The sequence below is a fragment of the Methylobacter marinus A45 genome, from assembly GCF_000383855.1.
GTDB classification, from domain to species: domain Bacteria; phylum Pseudomonadota; class Gammaproteobacteria; order Methylococcales; family Methylomonadaceae; genus Methylobacter; species Methylobacter marinus.
In genome coordinates this window covers 2,305,552-2,322,466 of the sequence record NZ_KB912877.1, presented here as the reverse complement: position 1 = coordinate 2,322,466, position 16,915 = coordinate 2,305,552, and the positions used below count along the sequence as shown (strand labels likewise).

The following is a 16,915-nucleotide window of genomic DNA, read 5'->3' as shown; positions in this document are numbered from 1 at the left end:
GGCAAAATTAGGGGTTCATTAAGCCCTTTTAACCCGACTGAAAAAAATACTTTAATGGCCAATATTACCGTATTAAATGGACCCAATTTAAACTTGTTGGGCATCCGAGAACCCGGCCATTACGGAAACAAGACACTCGCCGACATACAGAATTCGCTTGAAAAGACTGCGGCCGACCTGGGCCATCAGCTGGATTTTCATCAAAACAATGCCGAACACGAAATCGTGGAATTGATTCATCAAGCCTATACCGACCACGTCGATTTCATCATTATTAATCCAGCAGCCTTCACGCATACCAGCGTCGCCATTCGCGATGCCTTGCTGGCGACCAGAATCCCGTTTATAGAAGTACATTTATCCAATGTGCACGCACGGGAGTCTTTTAGAAAACATTCCTATTTCTCGGACATTGCCAAGGGCGTTATCTGCGGATTGGGAGCAACAGGGTATGAATTGGCCTTAACGGCCGCACATCAAATACTAGACGAGAGACTATAAAGTAATGGATATTAGAAAAATAAAAAAACTCATCGAGATCATTGAAGAATCCGAAATTGCCGAACTGGAAATCAAGGAAGGGGAAGAATGCATCCGCATCAGCCGTTATTCCGCGCCGCCCGCGCAGGTAGCGTATGCCGCCGCCCCCGCGGCACCGGCTCCAGCGCCGGCCGCTGTATCGGCCGCGGCACCCGCGGAAGAAAAAATTACCGGCCACGTCGTTAAATCGCCCATGGTCGGCACGTTTTATCGTTCGGCCTCGCCCGGCTCGAAAGCCTTTACCGATGTCGGCCAATCCGTGCAAGTCGGCGACACGCTGTGCATCATCGAGGCAATGAAAATCCTGAATCAGATTGAAGCCGATAAAAGTGGCGTCATCACTAAAATACTGGTTGAAAACGCCCAACCTGTCGAATACGGTCAACCCTTATTCATCATTGAATAATACAAAAAAGCGGGAAACTCATGTTCGATAAAATAGTGATCGCCAATCGCGGCGAAATCGCACTGCGCATTCTGCGCGCATGCAGAGAATTAGGCGTTAAGGTGGTGGCCGTCCATTCCGAGGCGGACCGCAATTTGAAACACGTGCGCTTGGCCGATGAATCCGTCTGCATTGGCCCGGCCGCTTCCGTGGACAGCTACCTGAACATTCCGGCCATCATCAGCGCCGCCGAAGTGACCGATGCCGAAGCCATTCATCCGGGCTACGGTTTTCTCGCCGAAAACGCCGATTTTTCGGAAAAAGTAAAGCAAAGCGGCTTCGTGTTCATCGGCCCCAACGCCGATACCATCCGCCTGATGGGCGACAAAATTTCCGCCAAAAATGCCATGCTGAAAGCCGGCATTCCCTGCGTGCCCGGCAATGGCGAGCCGCTGACCGATGATGCCAAAAAGAACCTGAAACTGGCTCAGGAAATCGGCTATCCGGTCATCATCAAGGCCGCCGGCGGCGGTGGCGGCCGCGGCATGCGCACGGTACATACCGAAGCGGCCCTGCTGAACGCGATCGCCATGACCAAGGCCGAGGCCAGCACCGCCTTCGGCAATGCGACCGTGTACATGGAGAAATTCCTCGAGGACCCGCGCCACATCGAGTTCCAGGTCATGGCCGACGCGCACGGCAACGCCATCCATCTGGGCGAGCGCGACTGCTCCATGCAGCGCCGCCACCAGAAAGTCGTCGAGGAAGCGCCGGCCCCCGGCATCACCGAGGAACAGCGCCGGTTCATCGGCGAGCGCTGCGCCAAAGCCTGCGTCGATATCGGCTATCTGGGCGCCGGCACCTTCGAGTTCCTGTATGAGAAAGGCGAGTTTTATTTCATCGAAATGAACACCCGCGTACAGGTCGAGCATCCGGTCACGGAAATGGTCACGGGCTTCGATATCGTCAAGGAACAACTGCGCATCGCCGCCGGCGAGCCGCTGTCGATCACGCAGGACCAGGTCAAAATCCAGGGCCATGCCATCGAGTGCCGCTTGAATGCGGAAGATCCGAAAACCTTCATGCCCAGCCCCGGCACGATCGAGCAGTTCCACATGCCGGGCGGTCCCGGCATCCGCTGCGAAACGCATATTTACAACGGTTACAAGGTGCCGCCGTATTATGACTCCATGATCGGCAAGCTGATCGCGCACGGCGAAGACCGCAAAAGCGCCATCGCGCGCATGAACACCGCGTTAAGCGAGATCATCATTGAAGGCATCAAGACCAACATCCCGCTGCAGCACGATATCATGACTGACAGCGCTTTCGCGGCCGGCGGCCAGAACATCCATTATCTGGAAAAGAAACTGGGCATTTATTAAGCCCGGCTGAATGACAGGGCGGCCAAGCCGCCCTGTGTTTTTTCTCGTTACACAAGTCCGATTTTTTTATGGCCTGGCATCAAATCTCCGTCATCACCAACGAAAACACCGCCCCCGAACTTGCCGATTTGTTCAGCGATCTCGGCGCGGTTTCCGTCACTTACATGGATGCCGAAGACGAGCCGGTTTACGAACCCGCGATCGGCGAAACGAAAATATGGAGCAATACTCAGGTCATTGCGCTCTATGAGCTCGACGCGGACCCGGAGTTGGTCAAAGACCAGGTCTACAAGCAGTTTCCGCCCGAACAACTGCACAGCTGGCATGCCGAGGAAATTGCCGACCAGCCGTGGGAGCGCGCCTGGATGGACTATTATCATCCGATGAAGTTCGCCGACAGGCTCTGGGTCTGCCCGACCGGTCAGGAACAGCACGAGCCCGGCACGGTCTGTCTGACACTGGACCCGGGCCTGGCCTTCGGCACCGGCACGCATCCGACCACGGCACTGTGCCTGGAATGGCTGGCCAGCCATGATCTGGCCGGCAAAACCATCATCGATTACGGCTGCGGCTCGGGCATCCTGGCCGTTGCCGCGATCCTGCTGGGCGCCCGTGAAGCGCATGCCGTCGACATCGATCCACAGGCGATCACCGCCACCCAGGACAATGCCCTGAAAAACAAGGTCCAGCACAAAATCCACAGCTATCTCCCCGAACAGTTCGCGCCCTTTCAGGCCGACATCGTGCTGGCGAATATCCTGGCCAAGCCGCTCATCGACATGGCCGGACAGATAGCCGCTCTGGTCAAGCCGGGCGGCCAGCTGATCCTGTCGGGCATCCTTCAGGAACAGGCCGAGTCGGTCATGCAGGCCTACCAGCCCTATATCGACTTCGATCCTCCCACACAACAGGAGGACTGGATCCGGCTGCAAGGCATCAAGCATTGAAAGCCATGTACACCCTCTGCCCCGATTGCCAGACCGTTCACAAGCTGACGCTGGCGCAATTGCGCTCCGACCGGGGCATGATGCGTTGCACTCATTGCTCGTCCTTGTTTGATGTGCTGGAGTTTATCAGCGAGTCGAAGCCGGCCGTTACCGGCAAGCAGGTGGAGCAGAAAGCCCCCCCCGAGCGTCTGCCCTGGGAGCCGGAAAAGAAAACGGGCCGCGCCTACTGGCATGTCGGCCTGATCATCGGCCTGCTGCTGCTGACCGCGCAGATCGTCTATTTTGAAGGCTATGCCTTCAGCCAGAATCCGGACGTCCGGCCCGGTCTGGAAAAATTCTGCCGTTACCTGAACTGCCGGCTGCCCGTCTATAAAAACCTCGACGAGTTCAGCGTATTGGAAGGCTCGTTTACCTTACAGCCGGATCACAATTACGCCTTCCGGGCCATCATCGTCAACCAGGCCAGTTTTTCCCAGGCCTATCCGACTATTAAATTGACGTTATTGGATTATAATGAAAAACCTTTCGCGCAAAGGGTATTTAAACCACAGGATTATTTGCCTGAAGCCGCCGGCGTAACCGCCATGGCGCCTGACGCCGTAACGGAAATACGCCTGACTATCGCGCGCCCCGCCAGCAAAATTGGCGGTTATACGTTTAAACTCATATAAGCTATGTCCCATCCGGAAATTTATTTAAAGAAAAACGAAGACAAACGCCTGCGCAAAGGGCATTTGTGGGTTTTCAGCAATGAAATCGACATCCGGCGCTCGCCGCTCGAGCAGTTCGCGCCGGGCGATCTGGTCCAGGTCACAAACGACGACGGCAAGGCGCTGGGCACGGCTTACATCAATCCGAGGGCACTGATCTGCGCGCGCCTGCTGTCGAGAAAGTCCGTCAAATGCGGCGCCAATTTCTTCAAGGAACGCTTGACTACCGCGTTGGCCCTGCGGGAAAAACTTTTCGACCGGCCCTACTACCGGCTGGTCTTCGGCGAAAGCGACGGCCTGCCGGGTTTAGTGATCGACCGTTTCGGACCCGTCCTGTCGGTGCAGATCACCACGGCCGGCATCGACCGGCGCAAGGAATTTTTGTTTTCGGCGCTGATTGAACTGCTGAATCCTGAAGCGATTGTTCTGAAGAACGACAACAGCCAGCGGCAACTGGAAGGCCTGAGCCTGGAATCGGAAATCGCCTACGGCAAGCTGCCTGAACGCCTGATCATCGAAGAAAACGGCGCCCAGTTCAAAGTCGACATTCTGGACGGCCAGAAGACCGGCTGGTTTTACGATCATCGCTGCAGCCGCGCCCTGCTGGCCGGCATGGCGAAAAACCGGCGCGTACTGGATCTGTTTTCCTATACCGGCGCCTGGGGCGTTCCGGCCGCCATGGCCGGCGCCGGCGAAGTCACCTGCGTTGACGCCTCGGAGGGCGCGCTGGCGCTGGCTCGGGAAAACGCCGGGCTCAACCGGGTCGAAGAGCGCATGCACTTTATCCGCAGCGATGTGTTTGAATTCCTGAAGCAGGCCCGCCAGGACAACCAGCTTTACGACATCGTCGTGCTGGACCCGCCGGCCCTGATCAAGCGCAAAAAGGACTTCAAGCAAGGCTACGAAGCCTACCGGCGCCTGAATCACCTGGCCCTGCAGGTCTTGAGCAAGAACGGCATCCTGGTCTCGGCCTCCTGCTCGCATCACCTGAGCCGCGACAATCTGCAGGAAATTCTGCGCTCATCGGGCCGCCACATCGACCGCCACCTGGTCTTTATCGCCGGCGGCGGCCAGGGACCTGATCATCCCATCGATCCGGCCGCGCCTGAAACAGAGTATTTAAAAACATTCTTTTGTTCGGTATCCTCAAGCCTGTAGTATTGAGGTTTTTTGTATGACCCGGCCAGAAACTAAAGAATATTGCCCCCTTTGCGGTCAACCGGTGGAAATTCAGGACTATGTCCTGAATACGCCAACGGCTAGACTGCACTTTTGCTGCACGGGCTGCCTGAGTATTTATCAGCTCGTCAATAAAGAAAAACTGACAACAACAACCTCCACCACTCAGCTTAATAATAAAGAGGACACAAAAAAATGAAAGCCTGTGAATCCTGCGCCAGCCGCGTTGAAATCGCCAAAAACCACCGAAAAATCCCTGTTCTGCAGCGCGGCATCGGCATGATTTTAATCTATCTGCCTATCCTGACTTTTCCATTCGTCTTCATCAGCGCCTATTTGACTTACTATCATTTGCGCATGGTCGGCGGCAAAAACATCAAAACCTATTCCGATTTCATTCCCGACCGCGCCAGCCACCGTTATGACCTGAAAAGCCAGATCACGATGAAGCCCACTTTCAAGGCCAGCATGGCGCAATCCAAGCTGTTCTGGATCTTGAACTGCACCTGGTATTGTCCTTATAGCGTGGCACTGTTCGAATGGCATGCCTATATGGTCAAGATCGTCGAGAACTGGTGGTGTCCGTTCACGCACGAGAAAAAAGAAAGCTATAAAAATGCCATGATCGATAAATCATTCTGGCATTTATACCCGGAAGATCTCAGCAAACTGGACAAAGAAGACCGCGACAACCCGATCTGGAATGATGCCAGCGACTTGCCTGTCGACGACCAGTCCCAATCGGAAGGAAACCTCGATAACACGCTTGCGGCCAGTTCCAGTATTAAGTAATTTTTGCCCCAGGAGCACGAAGCCTGGATTTTTCTTCGTGCTCTTCCCATGGCGCCGCGTCCCGTCGCTGAATTTTCATTAAAAAAACTCATTGCCATGCCCCGCCGGGCGGTTTTTAGGTTATGATAGGCGCCCTTTTTTGTACACGTGGCAGCTCATGCAAATCGGTCCCTATCAACTTGCCAATAAACTGATACTCGCGCCCATGGCCGGCATCAGCGACCGCCCGTTCAGGGAACTGTGCCGCCGGCACGGCGCCGCGCTGACCGTATCGGAGATGGTCGCTTCCAATCCCGCGCTGAGCCAGCATAAACGGACCTTGCTGAAAACCGACCTCAGCGGCGATACGGGCATCCGTGCGGTACAGATACTCGGCACCGATCCCCGACAAATGGCCGAGGCCGCGAAAATAAACGTGGCGCGCGGCGCCCAGATCATCGACATCAACATGGGCTGCCCGGCTAAAAAAGTCTGCTCGGTGGCGGCGGGCTCGGCATTGCTGCGCGATGAAGCCCTGGTCGGAAAAATTCTTGATGCGGTCGTCGGCGCGGTCGATGTGCCGGTGACGCTGAAAATCCGCACCGGTTGGGATTTATACAGCCGCAATGCGGTCGAAATCGCAAAAATAGCGGAAAACGCCGGTATCTCAGCCCTGACCGTGCACGGACGGACCCGGGCCTGTAAATTCAACGGTCAGGCCGAACATGAAACCGTCAAAAAAGTTAAGCAATCGATCGGCATCCCGGTGATCGCCAACGGCGATATCGACAGCCCTGAAAAAGCCGCATCGGTTCTGCGCTCGACCGGCGCCGATGCCCTGATGATCGGCCGGGCCGCTCAAGGCAACCCGTGGCTGTTCAATCAGATCGATTGTTTTCTAAAAAACGGAAAATTCCTTGAAAGACCGTCGCTTGCCGACGTACACGAAACACTGCTGGCGCATTTGGAACAGCTATACGGTTTCTATGGCAATGTAAGCGGTGTTAGAATAGCGCGGAAACACATCGGCTGGTACTTCAAGCAGCTCGGAACGATGCCCCCGTCCCTACAAGACAAGATCAACCGGGCTCAAGTACCGTCGCAACAACTAGCGCTGATTAATTCGGCTTTTAATCTTTTAACAATCGATCATGCTGCATAATATGAAAGCATCTCAAAAAAGCGCTGAAATCATTGATTTAGATAGCACAAAAAATGCCTCTATCCCTCTGTCCGCTTATGTCAAGAAAGCAGTAGAGATCTATTTATCGCAATTGAACGGTCATGACGCGGTCGGCCTGCACGCCATGGTCATCAGCGAAGTCGAAAGACCCCTGCTGGAAGCGGCTCTGGAGCATTCAGGCCATAATCAGACCAAAACCGCCAAAGCGTTAGGCCTAAGCCGCAGTACCCTACGTAAAAAACTGGACCAATACGGACTATCCTGAGCCTCGCTGCCCAGCCATTTTAAATTTATCTAACTTACCTTGCATCAGAGGTCCGCATGAACAAAAAAATCACCCGCGCCTTAATCAGTGTCTCGGATAAATCCGGTATTGTCGATTTCTGCCGGGAACTGAGCCAGTTGGGCGTAGAAATCCTGTCCACCGGCGGCACGGCCAAAACCCTGGCCGATAACCGGATTCCCGCCACGGAAGTCTCCGACTACACGGGCTTTCCGGAAATGATGGACGGCCGCGTCAAAACCCTGCACCCGAAAGTGCATGGCGGCATTCTGGGCCGTCGCGGCGTGGACGATGCGGTCATGGCCGAGAACGGCATCAAGCCGATCGACATGGTGGTCGTCAACCTGTATCCGTTCGAGCAGACCATCGCCCGGCCGGACTGCAATTTTGACACCGCGATCGAAAACATCGATATCGGCGGCCCGACTATGATCCGCGCGGCCGCCAAGAATCATGCCGACGTTGCCGTCGTCGTCAATCCGGCCGATTATGCCGGCATCATAGCCGAACTGAAAAACACCGACAGCAGCCTGTCCGCCAAGACCCGCTTCAGCCTGGCCCTGAAAAGCTTCGAACATACGGCCCGCTACGATACAGCCATTTCGACCTATCTGGGCAATCTGACCGGCGAGCGTTTTCCGGAAACACTGAACCTGCAGTTTTACAAAAGCCAGGCCATGCGTTACGGCGAAAATCCGCATCAGCAGGCCGCTTTCTATCGCGAAAAAGCGCCGGCTTCGGGCACGATCTCCGCTGCGAAACAGCTGCAGGGCAAGGAACTGTCCTACAACAACATTGCCGATACCGACGCGGCGCTGGAATGCGTCAAGTCCTTCACCGACAAGCCGGCCTGCGTGATCGTCAAGCACGCCAACCCCTGCGGCGTTGCCGAAGCCGACACGCTGCTGGCCGCCTACGATCTGGCCCACGCCACCGACCCGACCTCGGCCTTTGGCGGCATTATCGCGTTCAACCGCGACCTTGATAAAGAAACCGCGGCCGAAATCATCAAACGCCAGTTCGTCGAAGTCATCATCGCGCCGTCCATCAGCGCCGATGCCCAGGCCGTAATTTCCGCAAAAGCAAACGTGCGCGCCCTGGAATGCGGCAACTGGGCCGGCACGGACGAAACCGTGCTGGATTTCAAACGCGTGGCCGGCGGTCTCCTGGTCCAGGACAAGGATCTCGGCAAAATCGCTGCCGCCGACCTGAAAGTCGTCAGCAAACGCGCGCCGACGGAACAGGAACTGGCTGACCTGCTGTTCGCCTGGAAAGTCGCCAAATTCGTCAAATCCAACGCCATCGTCTACTGCAAGAACGGCCGCACCATCGGCGTCGGCGCAGGGCAAATGAGCCGCGTTTATTCGGCCCGAATCGCCGGCATCAAGGCCGCCGATGAAGGACTGGTCGTGTCCGGCTCGGTCATGGCGTCCGATGCCTTCTTCCCGTTCCGCGACACTGTCGATGCGGCCGCCGAAGCCGGCATCACCGCCATCATCCATCCCGGCGGCTCAATGCGCGACGGGGAAGTCATCGAGGCGGCCGATGAACACGACATCGCCATGGTCTTTACCGGCATGCGCCATTTCAGGCATTAATTAAGAAACAGACTGTGGGGGCGGCTTCAGCCGCCCTTTAAAACACTGGCGACTGAAGTCGCCCCCACAAAACATACGAGAATCACCATGAAGATACTGATCGTCGGCAGTGGCGGCCGAGAACACGCGCTGGCCTGGAAAGCCAAGCAGTCGAGCAAAGTCGAGCAAGTTTTTGTCGCGCCGGGCAATGCCGGCACGGCACTGGAACCGGGCATCGAGAACGTGGCGATTGCCGTCGACGATATCGTCGCCCTGCTTGCTTTCGCCCAAAAAGAAGCGGTCGGGCTGACTATCATCGGTCCGGAAGTGCCGCTCGTGGCCGGCATCGTCGACCGTTTCCAAGCCGCCGGCCTGAAATGCTTCGGCCCTACCGCCAGAGCCGCGCAACTGGAAGGCTCCAAATCCTTCTGCAAGGATTTCATGGCCCGTCATCGCATCCCGACGGCCGAATACCAGACCTTTACCGACAAAGCACAGGCGCTGGCCTATATTCAGCAAAAAGATGCGCCCATCGTGGTCAAGGCTGACGGCCTGGCCGCCGGCAAGGGCGTCATCGTCGCTCAGACCGTGGAGGAAGCGAACGCGGCCGTTGAAGATATGCTGTCCGGCAATGTCTTCGGCGAGGCCGGCCACCGCGTGGTCATCGAAGAATTTCTAGCCGGCGAGGAAGCCAGCTTCATCGTCATCGCCGACGGCAAGCACGCACTGCCGATGGCGACTTCCCAGGACCACAAGGCCCGCGACAACGGCGACAATGGCCCCAATACCGGCGGCATGGGCGCTTACTCGCCGGCTCCGGTCGTGACGCCCGAAATTCATGCGCGCGTCATGCGCGAAGTCATCGAGCCGACCTTGAGAGGCATGGCCGCCGACGGACATGCCTATACCGGTTTCCTGTACGCCGGCCTCATGATCGCTCCTGACGGTTCCGTCAAAGTGCTGGAATACAATTGCCGCTTCGGCGATCCTGAAACGCAGCCGATCATGATGCGTCTGAAAAGCGATCTGGTGGTGTTGTGCGAGGCGGCCCTGGCCGGCGAACTGGACAAGATCGACACGGACTGGGACGAGCGCGCGGCGTTGGGCGTCGTGCTGGCGGCCGGCGGCTACCCCGACGCCTACCGCAAAGGCGACGTGATCTCGGGTTTGCCGGCGCAGGAAAGCGAGGACCGCAAGGTGTTTCATGCCGGCACGCAGCAGCTTGATGACAAGATCGTCACGGCCGGCGGCCGCGTATTATGCGCCTGCGCCTTGGGACGCGACATTCAGGAAGCGCAGAGCAAGGCCTATGAGTTAACGCGAGCTATTCATTGGGACAATGTCTACTACCGCACCGATATCGGATTCAAGGCGATAAAGTAGCGTTATTTCGAAGTAGGGTACGCACTGCGTACGAGGCTGTGAAAGAATTAGTGAAAAACGTCATAAAAAGCCTTATTCACCACGAAGATCACGAAGGACACGAAGAAAAAATTAAGTTAATCAAATACTTAAAACTTCGTGCTCTTCGTGTCCTTCGTGGTTAAACCCTTTAAATTGAATACTTTCACAGTCTCGTACCTTTTGGGCTTGAAAATGGTACGCGATGCGTATCTACAAAGCTTGTGTAATAAGCCTGTGGGGGCGACTAAAGTCGCCCCCACATATTGTTAGGCAACAACTCTGCGAAACGTCAGGTTAATCCGGGGCGTTTTCAATTGCTTCGTTTTCGGCAGCGCATGCAGCCAGTGATGCTGCATAGCTCCGGCCATTAACAGCAGATCGCCATGGCCCAGCATGATATCCAGCGAGACCTTCTTGCGTTTTTTATGATGCAGCCTGAACAGGCGCTCATCGCCGAAGCTTAACGAGGCAATGACCGGATCGGGCCCCAGTTCCTTTTCATTATCGGCATGACAGCCCATCGAATCGCGCCCGTCGCGGTACAAGTTGGCCAGGACGCTGTTGAAGCGCTGCCGGCACTGCCGCTCCACCTTTTCTCTGATGGCCTGCAATTCGGCCGTCCAGGGCAGCGGCGCATGGTCGACGCCCGAATAGCGGTAATGCGCATCGGCATCGCCGTACCAGCACATCAGACGCGGCACCTTGACCCATCTGCCGAAGATGAAAATATCCTCCGCCTGCCAGGCCATCCCAGTCATCAGCGCAGCGAACAACCGATCGGACTCGGGCGGCGCATAGAACTGGCGGATCAGGTACAGCCCGCCGTCGAACGGCAGCAGATTGTCGCCGAAGCCAACGACATTATCGTGCAACGCATCGGCTCCGGCATCCATCTTCAATTATCGAGGAAAAAACGCCGCATAACGCGGATCATGGCGTCATGGTCGGACACGCCGGCGCTCTCCCGGATGCTGTGCATGGCCCACATCGGATTGCCGACGTCGACCGTACGGATGCCCAGCCGCGCCGAGGTCATCGGGCCTATCGTGCTGCCGCAGGGCAGATCGGTCCGGTGCGAATATTTCTGGTACGCAACGCCGACCTGTTCGCACCAGTCCGCGAACATGGCCTCCGAAACGCTCTCGGTGCTGTAGCGGTGGTTGGCGTTAACCTTGATCACCGGCCCTTTGTTGACGATGACTTTATGGTCGGGGTCATAAGCATTCGGGAAGTTGGGCTGATAGGCGTGCGCCATGTCGGCGCTGATCATGAAGCTGCGCGCCAGGGCCCGCTGGTAATCGTCCCGGTCAATGTTTGATGCGATGCGCTGCAGCACGTCCGGCAGGAAGCTGCCGTCCGCACCTTTATGGCTTTCGCTGCCGACTTCCTCGTGATCGAAAAAGGCGCAGACCAAGGTGCTGTCGGCCTGCAGCACAGCTTCATCGAGCAGCGCCGATAAACCGGCATGGCATGAAGCCAGATTGTCGAGCTGGCTGTCGGCATAAAACTCCTGCTGCGCGCCCCAGATCACGCCTTTCTGCGTATCGTAGACATTCAGGTCCCAGGACAGGATACGCTCGGCCTCGATGCCTGACGCTTGCGCTAGCAACGACAGGAAATACGGCTGCGGCAACTGCTCTTGCGCAATCGCGGACAGGATCAGCGGCAGCTCCAACTGCTTGTGCAGCTTCAGGCCGTCCTCGTTGACGCCGCGGTTCATGTGGATCGCCAGGTTGGGCAGACGCAGCAGGGGCTGCTCGAACCGGATCAGCCGGCTCGCGATCCGGCCCTGCTCATCCTTATAGCTCAGGCGCCCTGCCAGACTCAGGTCGCGGTCGGTAAAGGTCGCCAGTATCGGCCCGCCGTACACTTCGACGCCCACCCTGACCAGACCGTCGACCCAACCGGCGGCATTGGGCTTGATCCGCAGGCCTGGCGAGTCGGTGTGGGCGCCGATGATTTTGAAGCCCGTCTCGACCAGCGGCTTTTGCCCGTGCACGAACGCGATAATGGAGGAATCGCCGCGCACGACATAATAGCGCCCGCCGGGCTTCAGCATCCATTTTTCGGTTTCATCGAGTTTTGCAAACCCTGCGGCCCCGAGCCTGACCGTCATAGTGCTGACGGCTTGCCAGGGGCTGGGACTGGCATCGATAAACGCCAGCAAGTCCTGAACCTGTGCCTGCGCGCTCATGATCGTTCTTTCAGGTCTAAGGATGCGGAATTGATGCAGTAACGCAAGCCTGTCGGCTGCGGGCCGTCTTCGAAGACATGGCCCAGATGCGCACCGCAGGCTTTGCAGGTTATTTCAACGCGGCGCATGCCGTGACTGAGATCGGTATGGCGGGCCACGCTGTCTTCGGACATGACATCCCAGAAACTCGGCCAGCCCGAGCCTGAATTGTATTTGGTTTCGGAATCGAATAAGGGATTGCCGCAGCACACGCAATGATAAATGCCGTCTTTCTTGCAGTCGGTATATTTTCCGGTAAAAGGGGCTTCGGTGGCTTTATGGCGGCAGATATTGAATTGTTCGGGCGTCAGTTTTTCGCGCCATTGTTCGTCATTCATAATGTTATCCGTCATGCATCAATTGGTAAAACCGCTCATTGTACGCTTTCAAAACCGCATCGCCAAAGCAGACTAAATAGACTTCTTGCGGATCATGAGCGTCTTTTAAACACTCGCTGATGGTCCTGATGGCAATTTCAGCCGCCAGCGACACCGGAAAGCGGTACACGCCGCAGGAAATGGCCGGGAAAGCTATCGACCTGATGTCATGAGCCCTGGCCAGCGCCATGCATTCCCGATAACAGGAAGCCAGCAAGGCCGGCTCGCCCTGTTCGCCGCCGGACCAGACCGGCCCGACCGTATGAATCACATAGCGCGCCTGCAGACGATAGCCTCGGGTTATTTTCGCCTGCCCCGTCTCACAGCCGCCCAGGGTTTTGCACTCGGCCAGCAGTTCAGGGCCTGCCGCCCGATGGATCGCGCCGTCGACGCCGCCTCCGCCCAATAACGAACGATTGGCGGCATTGACGATGGCATCGACCGCCAGCTTTGTGATATCAGTCTCAATAATTTCGATTTTCGCCATTATCATGCCGTTATCATAGTGATCAAAACTCGATTAGTACCGATTTAGGCCTATGATACAATGCCGAGTTTAAAAAATTTTAGAATGATCATGACAGAACTGATGACAAGCGGGATAGAGCTAATGATGGTCGGCATGGGCCTCGTCTTCCTGTTTCTGGCCATGCTGGTGCTGGCCATCAACCTGATGTCGGCGCTGGTGCAGCGCTATTTCCCGGACGCGCCACCGGCCGGCGGGAAGGGCATGGACGCCGGCGTGATCGCCGCGATTGCCGCGGCCGTGCATCAATACCGGACCCGGCCTAAATAACGCTCGGCGTCCGGCGCCGCCGGAACGCCCGCGCCAGCCGCCGTCGTGGGGGACGGGCGGCGCGCACCGATTTCTATTCAACGGATCAAGCGACCCACAAGGTCTTCGATTCAAAACCCAAAAAGGTTATATAGCATGGCCCAAAACAACAACAAGCCGTTAGGCATTACCGACGTCGTCCTGCGCGACGCCCATCAATCCCTGCTGGCCACGCGCCTGCGCATCGACGACATGCTGCCGATCTGCGACAAGCTCGACCGGATCGGCTACTGGTCGCTGGAGACCTGGGGCGGCGCCACCTTCGACGCCTGCATCCGCTACCTGGGCGAGGACCCCTGGGAGCGCCTGCGCCAGCTGAAGGCGGCCATGCCCCGCACCCGCCAGCAGATGCTGCTGCGCGGCCAGAACCTGCTCGGCTACCGGCATTACGCCGACGACGTGGTCGACACCTTCGTCGAGCGCTGCGCCGTCAACGGCATCGACGTGTTCCGCATCTTCGACGCCATGAACGACATGCGCAACATCGAGCATGCCGTCCAGGCCGTGCTGCGCACCGACGCCCACGCGCAGGGCACGATTTCGTACACGACCAGCCCCGTGCACACCCTGGACCTGTGGGTCGACCTGGGCCGTCAGATCGAGGACCTGGGCGCCCATTCGATCTGCATCAAGGACATGGCCGGCCTGCTCAAGCCCTATGACGCCTACGAGCTGGTCAGCCGCCTGAAAGCGAGCGTCGCCATCCCGATCCACATGCAGTGCCACGCCACCACGGGCCTGAGCACCGGCGCCATCCTGAAGGCCGCCGAGGCCGGCATCGACAACGTCGACACCGCCATTTCCTCGATGAGCATGACCTACGGCCACACCCCGACCGAAACCATCGTCGCCAGCCTCGAGGGCACCGGGCGCGATACCGGCCTGGACCTGGTGAAACTCGAGGAGATCGCCGCCTACTTCCGCACCGTGCGCAAGAAATACGCCCAGTTCGAAGGCAGCCTGAAAGGCGTCGACGGCCGCATCCTGGTCGCGCAGGTGCCGGGCGGCATGCTCACCAACATGGAAAGCCAGCTCAAGGAGCAGGGCGCCGAGGACCAGTTCGACGCCGTGCTGGCCGAGATCCCGCGCGTGCGCGAGGACCTGGGCTTCATCCCGCTGGTAACGCCGACCTCGCAGATCGTCGGCACCCAGGCCGTCATGAACGTACTCAATGGCGAGCGCTACAAGACCATCACCAAGGAAACCGCCGGCGTGCTGAAAGGCGAGTACGGCGCCACCCCNGCNCCGGTCAACGCCGANCTGCAGGCGCGCGTGCTGAACGGCGCCGAGCCGGTCANCTGCCGGCCGGCCGACCTGCTGGAACCGGAAATGGACAAGCTGATCGCCGAGGTCCGGGAGAAAGCCCGCGCCGAGGGCGTCACGCTCAGCGAACACATTGAAGAGGACGCGNTGATCAACGGCCTGTTCGCGCAGGTCGGCTGGAAATTCCTGGTCAACCGCGGCAACCCGGCCGCCTTCGAACCGGCGCCGGGCAGCGTGGCCGTGGCNCCGCCGGCGCCGGTCGCGGCCCGCGCCGCGCCGGCCGTGGAAACCTACAGCGTCAACGTCGACGGCCGCCACTACAACGTCGCGGTCGGCCCCGGCGGNNGNGCCCTGAGCGTGCAGCCGGCCGCGGCCGTCAGCGCCCCGGCCACGGCCGGCAACGGCGCGGCGATCGAGGCGCCGATGGCCGGCACCATCCTGAAAGTGCTGGTGCAGACCGGCAGCGCCGTCGCCGAGGGCGATGTCGTGGTGATCATGGAAGCGATGAAAATGGAAACCGAAGTGCGCTCGAAAGCCGGCGGCATCGTGTCCGCCGTGCACGTCAAGGAAGGCGCCGCCGTCACCGTCGGCGACACGCTGATCAGCCTATAACAACAACAGCCCCGGCGGCCGCTTCGCCCCGCGGCGAGCGCCCGGCCGGCGGGGCTTCCCTGATTATCAGACGAGACACATCCGATGGACAATCTGCTTTCACTCTGGCACAGCACCGGCCTGTACAATATCACCGGCGGCCAGGCGCTCATGATGCTGGTCGGCTTCCTGCTGCTGTTCCTGGCCATCAAGAAAGGCTTCGAACCCCTGCTGCTGCTGCCGATCGGCTTCGGCGCCATTCTCAGCAACATCCCGGTGGCCGGCATTGCCGACGAGGGCGGCCTGCTGTACTACCTGTATTTCGGCATCAAGACCGGGCTGTTCCCGCTCTTGATCTTCATGGGCGTCGGCGCCATGACCGACTTCGGGCCGCTGCTGGCCAACCCGAAAACCCTGCTGCTGGGCGCCGCCGCCCAGTTCGGTATTTTCGCCTCCCTGCTCGGCGCCCTGGCGCTGAACATCGTGCCGGGCCTGGAGTTCACGCTGAAGGACGCGGCCGCCATCGCCATCATCGGCGGCGCCGACGGGCCGACCGCGATCTACGTGGCCTCGCGCCTGTCGCCGGAACTGCTCGGCGCGATCGCGGTCGCGGCCTACTCGTACATGGCGCTGGTGCCGCTGATCCAGCCGCCGATCATGCGCGCGTTGACCACGGAAGCCGAGCGCCGCATCGAGATGCAGCAATTGCGCACGGTCGGGCGCAGTGAAAAGATCGTCTTCCCGCTGCTGCTGATCGGCCTGACCGCGCTGCTGCTGCCGTCGGCGGCGCCGCTGGTCGGCATGTTCGCGCTCGGCAACCTGATGAACGCCTGCGGCGTCGTCGACCGCCTGAGCCAGACCGCCCAGAACGAGCTGATCAACATCGTGACGATTTTCCTGGGGCTGTCGGTCGGCTCCAAGCTCAGCGCCGAGGCGTTCCTGCAGATGGAGACCTTAGGGATTCTGGCCCTGGGCGCGGCGGCGTTCGCGATCGGCACGGCCGCCGGGGTGCTGATGGCCAAGCTGATGAACAAGTTCAGCAAGACCCTGGTCAACCCGCTGATCGGCGCGGCCGGCGTTTCGGCCGTGCCGATGGCGGCGCGCGTCGCCAACAAGCTGGGCCTGGAGAGCAATCCGCACAACTTCCTGCTCATGCATGCCATGGGCCCGAACGTGGCCGGCGTCATCGGCTCGGCGGTCGCGGCCGGTATTTTGTTGAGTCTGGTGCAGTAACCGGCAACGGCCTTCGCTT

At 58.6% G+C, this 16,915-nt stretch carries 19 protein-coding genes; 15 read left to right on the top strand and 4 right to left on the bottom strand.

All coding sequences use genetic code 11. The annotated features are described in order from the left end of the window. Nucleotides 1-54 precede the first annotated feature (54 nt). From aroQ to purD, 12 genes are all read left to right on the top strand, one after another. Nucleotides 55-501 carry a type II 3-dehydroquinate dehydratase gene (aroQ, locus tag METMA_RS0110790; protein WP_020159108.1) on the top strand — a complete coding sequence of 149 codons (447 nt, stop codon included), beginning with the start codon at nt 55-57 and terminating at the stop codon, nt 499-501. A gap of 4 nt (nt 502-505) precedes the next feature. Next, entirely contained in the window at nt 506-946 is a 441-nt protein-coding gene (accB, locus tag METMA_RS0110785) for an acetyl-CoA carboxylase biotin carboxyl carrier protein (protein ID WP_020159107.1), read from the top strand. A gap of 20 nt (nt 947-966) precedes the next feature. Continuing rightward, nucleotides 967-2,310, top strand: a complete 1,344-nt coding sequence (gene accC, locus METMA_RS0110780) for an acetyl-CoA carboxylase biotin carboxylase subunit (protein WP_020159106.1) — start codon at nt 967-969, stop codon at nt 2,308-2,310. 68 nt (nt 2,311-2,378) lie between these two features. Next, on the top strand, nt 2,379-3,257 hold the full coding sequence (prmA, locus tag METMA_RS0110775; RefSeq protein WP_020159105.1) for a 50S ribosomal protein L11 methyltransferase: 879 nt from the start codon (nt 2,379-2,381) through the stop codon (nt 3,255-3,257). 5 nt (nt 3,258-3,262) lie between these two features. After that, nucleotides 3,263-3,928, top strand: coding sequence for a zinc-ribbon and DUF3426 domain-containing protein (locus METMA_RS0110770; protein ID WP_198014499.1), 666 nt, complete (start codon nt 3,263-3,265; stop codon nt 3,926-3,928). Between the two features lie 3 nt (nt 3,929-3,931). Further along, nucleotides 3,932-5,125 carry a class I SAM-dependent rRNA methyltransferase gene (locus METMA_RS0110765; RefSeq protein ID WP_020159103.1) on the top strand — a complete coding sequence of 398 codons (1,194 nt, stop codon included), beginning with the start codon at nt 3,932-3,934 and terminating at the stop codon, nt 5,123-5,125. Between the two features lie 16 nt (nt 5,126-5,141). Then, nucleotides 5,142-5,345 carry a metal-binding protein gene (locus METMA_RS26960; protein ID WP_152565116.1) on the top strand — a complete coding sequence of 68 codons (204 nt, stop codon included), beginning with the start codon at nt 5,142-5,144 and terminating at the stop codon, nt 5,343-5,345. Beyond that, nucleotides 5,342-5,938 carry a hypothetical protein gene (locus tag METMA_RS0110760; protein ID WP_020159102.1) on the top strand — a complete coding sequence of 199 codons (597 nt, stop codon included), beginning with the start codon at nt 5,342-5,344 and terminating at the stop codon, nt 5,936-5,938. Before METMA_RS26960 ends, METMA_RS0110760 begins: the two co-directional genes overlap by 4 nt. Nucleotides 5,939-6,095: 157 nt before the next feature. Further along, on the top strand, nt 6,096-7,079 hold the full coding sequence (dusB, locus tag METMA_RS0110755; protein WP_020159101.1) for a tRNA dihydrouridine synthase DusB: 984 nt from the start codon (nt 6,096-6,098) through the stop codon (nt 7,077-7,079). Between the two features lies 1 nt (nt 7,080). Next, a complete protein-coding gene (locus tag METMA_RS0110750) occupies nt 7,081-7,365 on the top strand; it encodes a helix-turn-helix domain-containing protein (protein ID WP_027147224.1) in 285 nt (94 codons plus the stop codon). Nucleotides 7,366-7,421: 56 nt separating this feature from the next. After that, nucleotides 7,422-8,981, top strand: a complete 1,560-nt coding sequence (gene purH, locus METMA_RS0110745) for a bifunctional phosphoribosylaminoimidazolecarboxamide formyltransferase/IMP cyclohydrolase (RefSeq protein ID WP_020159099.1) — start codon at nt 7,422-7,424, stop codon at nt 8,979-8,981. 87 nt (nt 8,982-9,068) lie between these two features. After that, nucleotides 9,069-10,343 (top strand): phosphoribosylamine--glycine ligase, encoded by a 1,275-nt coding sequence (gene purD, locus METMA_RS0110740; RefSeq protein WP_020159098.1) that lies wholly within the window; start codon nt 9,069-9,071, stop codon nt 10,341-10,343. A gap of 287 nt (nt 10,344-10,630) precedes the next feature. On the opposite strand, the gene METMA_RS0110735 is transcribed toward purD, so the two are convergent. From METMA_RS0110735 to METMA_RS0110720, 4 genes are read right to left on the bottom strand one after another with little or no spacing between them, the layout of a single operon-like run. Further along, a complete protein-coding gene (locus METMA_RS0110735; protein ID WP_020159097.1) occupies nt 10,631-11,257 on the bottom strand; it encodes an alpha-ketoglutarate-dependent dioxygenase AlkB family protein in 627 nt (208 codons plus the stop codon). Between the two features lie 2 nt (nt 11,258-11,259). Beyond that, nucleotides 11,260-12,558: a M18 family aminopeptidase gene (locus METMA_RS0110730; protein WP_020159096.1), complete on the bottom strand. Its 1,299-nt coding sequence runs from the start codon at nt 12,556-12,558 to the stop codon at nt 11,260-11,262. Further along, complete coding sequence (msrB, locus tag METMA_RS0110725) at nt 12,555-12,950, bottom strand: peptide-methionine (R)-S-oxide reductase MsrB (protein WP_020159095.1); 396 nt, start codon at nt 12,948-12,950, stop codon at nt 12,555-12,557. Before msrB ends, METMA_RS0110730 begins: the two co-directional genes overlap by 4 nt. After that, nucleotides 12,940-13,461 carry an O-acetyl-ADP-ribose deacetylase gene (locus METMA_RS0110720; RefSeq protein ID WP_020159094.1) on the bottom strand — a complete coding sequence of 174 codons (522 nt, stop codon included), beginning with the start codon at nt 13,459-13,461 and terminating at the stop codon, nt 12,940-12,942. Before METMA_RS0110720 ends, msrB begins: the two co-directional genes overlap by 11 nt. Nucleotides 13,462-13,551: 90 nt before the next feature. On the opposite strand from METMA_RS0110720, the gene METMA_RS0110715 reads away from it, so the two are divergent. From METMA_RS0110715 to METMA_RS0110705, 3 genes are all read left to right on the top strand, one after another. Next, nucleotides 13,552-13,770, top strand: coding sequence for an OadG family protein (locus tag METMA_RS0110715; RefSeq protein ID WP_027147222.1), 219 nt, complete (start codon nt 13,552-13,554; stop codon nt 13,768-13,770). A 135-nt stretch (nt 13,771-13,905) separates the two neighbouring features. After that, a complete protein-coding gene (gene oadA, locus METMA_RS0110710; protein WP_020159092.1) occupies nt 13,906-15,684 on the top strand; it encodes a sodium-extruding oxaloacetate decarboxylase subunit alpha in 1,779 nt (592 codons plus the stop codon). An 84-nt stretch (nt 15,685-15,768) separates the two neighbouring features. Beyond that, complete coding sequence (locus METMA_RS0110705; RefSeq protein ID WP_020159091.1) at nt 15,769-16,896, top strand: sodium ion-translocating decarboxylase subunit beta; 1,128 nt, start codon at nt 15,769-15,771, stop codon at nt 16,894-16,896. The last annotated feature ends 19 nt before the right edge of the window (nt 16,897-16,915 follow it).